The sequence below is a fragment of the Gordonia sp. (in: high G+C Gram-positive bacteria) genome, from assembly GCF_049299075.1.
Lineage (GTDB): Bacteria > Actinomycetota > Actinomycetes > Mycobacteriales > Mycobacteriaceae > Gordonia.
Map to the genome: position 1 here is coordinate 1 of NZ_JBAQWU010000172.1, position 2,059 is coordinate 2,059.

The following is a 2,059-nucleotide window of genomic DNA, read 5'->3' on the forward strand; positions in this document are numbered from 1 at the left end:
GATCAGATCCGCTCCGACGTACACCGGCTGCGTCCAGTGTCCGTGGGCGACGGCGCGAACCACCACATCGCGGCGGCCCCGCGCAGCCGCCAGAATGCGCCGGACGCCAACGTCGCCGACATCGGCGCTGTCGACAGTCTGCAGCAGCACCCCGCCGATCCCGGGAAGGTCGGCCCCGCTGGACAGTGCGGCCCGCACCGCGGCGTCGAGCGCGTTGTACCAGCCGGGAAGGAAGAACGTCGTCGACGAGTCGGTCGGCGCGGCCACCACCCGACTGCCGAGCGCCACATACAAGTCCAGGCAGCCGCCTGCCCCGAAGCTGGCGAGCAAAACCTGCAATCGTTCGAACTGCGGTTCGTCGGCGGCTTCGCCGCGTTCATCCCCGCGCGCGACCAGGATGATTCCAGCGACCGGGGCAATCCGGTCACCGGAATTAGAATCACCCCGCGACGTCATGATGACATCTACTCTACGCCGCGACTAGAGTCGAAGGCGCAAAAGGTTCTGTCCGTTGCGCCGTCGCCCAGGAGCCCCTGTGACCGCGCGGACACCGAGCGAGTCCCGCTGTCTGACACGGGAGTTCGCGAGAGGGAATCCGGTGAGAATCCGGAGCTGACCCGCAGCGGTATACCGGAACGACCGCCGTCACCATGCACTGGACGCAGCACGTCTGGGAAGCGACGGCCAGTAGGAGCGCGAAGCCTTCTCATCTCTGAGAGGCTCCGGCGCGTGCTGGTAAGCCCGAAGACCTGCCTCTTGTACCGGGTGCGCCGCACCCGGTGACGATCGCCTCGCGGATTCCGGGCGGAGTCGAAGTAGGTTCTTTTGTGGGCTCTTCGATCTTTATCGCGGATAGGGCGTTCGTCCTGAGTTTCATCACAGGAGAACACGAAGACATGGGTTTCACCACCACCGTTCCCGGCACCGCACGCATCGGTGCCAACCGCGAACTCAAGCACGCCGTCGAGGCCTACTGGGCAGGTCGGGCGGACACCGCCGAGTTGGAGTCGGTCGCCGCGCAGCTGCGTCGCACCCAGCGCCAACAGTTGGCTGCCGCCGGTTTCGACGCGATCACGACCGGCACTTTCTCGTACTACGACCAGATGCTCGACACCGCCGTCCTGCTGGGCGCGTTGCCGCCGCGGGTCGCCGGGATCGCCGATCGGCTGGATCGCTACTTTGCGGCCGCGCGCGGCACCGACGGCGTGCTGCCGCTGGAGATGACCAAGTGGTTCGACACCAACTACCACTACCTGGTGCCGGAGATCAGCGCGGACACCGAGTTCTCGCTGGATCCGGAGAAGGTGCTCGCCGAGCTGGCCGAGGCCACCGCTGAAGGTCTTCCCGCTCGCCCGGTGGTCATCGGCCCGATCACTTTCCTCGGCCTGTCCAAGGGGCTGGCCGGAGTCGATCCCCTGGACCGGATCGACGATCTGCTGCCCCTTTATGCGAACCTGCTCGCTCAGCTCGCCGCGGCCGGCGCGTCATGGGTGCAGCTCGACGAGCCGATCCTGGTGACAGGCTCCGATGACAGCTTCGCCGACCTGGCCGAGCGCGTCTACGCCCACCTGTCCGCCGTCGCCGACCGACCGAAGCTACTGGTGCAGACCTACTTCGGCGATGCCCGTGAGTCACTGGCCGCCCTGGGCCGCACCGGTATCGAGGGCGTCGGCGTCGACCTTGTTGCCGGCTCGGTCGACACCGTGAAGACCGCCGGGTTGGGCAACAAGCTCGTCGTCGCCGGCATCGTCGACGGTCACAACATCTGGCGCACCGATCTGGATGCGGCACTGGCGACCCTGACCGATCTGCGCGGGTATGTCGGCGAACTAGCCGTCGGCACGTCGTGCTCCACGCTGCACGTTCCGTACACGCTGGCACCGGAAGCCGATCTGGATCCAGCCCTGCGCGGCTGGTTGGCATTCGCCGCCGAGAAGTTCGACGAGGTCGCCACCCTGGCCCGCGCCCTGCGCAACGGTCGCGACAGCGAGGCGGCCGCCTTCGATGCCGCGCGCGACGCCCTGGCCAGCCGGAGCACCGATGCGCGCTTGCATAACGC

At 67.4% G+C, this 2,059-nt stretch carries 1 protein-coding gene, 1 pseudogene and 1 riboswitch; of the genes and pseudogenes, one reads left to right on the forward strand and one right to left on the reverse strand.

Going from position 1 to position 2,059, the window contains the following annotated elements:
• Positions 1 to 456, reverse strand: a 456-nt coding sequence (locus WAW85_RS05790; RefSeq protein ID WP_422558691.1) for a hypothetical protein, incomplete at its 3' end; no start/stop codon positions are given.
• 91 nt (positions 457 to 547) lie between these two features.
• A riboswitch (cobalamin riboswitch) is annotated at positions 548 to 771 on the forward strand.
• A gap of 125 nt (positions 772 to 896) precedes the next feature.
• Between WAW85_RS05790 and WAW85_RS05795 the strand changes: the two are divergent.
• Positions 897 to 2,059 (forward strand): annotated as a pseudogene (locus WAW85_RS05795) (5-methyltetrahydropteroyltriglutamate--homocysteine S-methyltransferase); the annotation flags it as partial.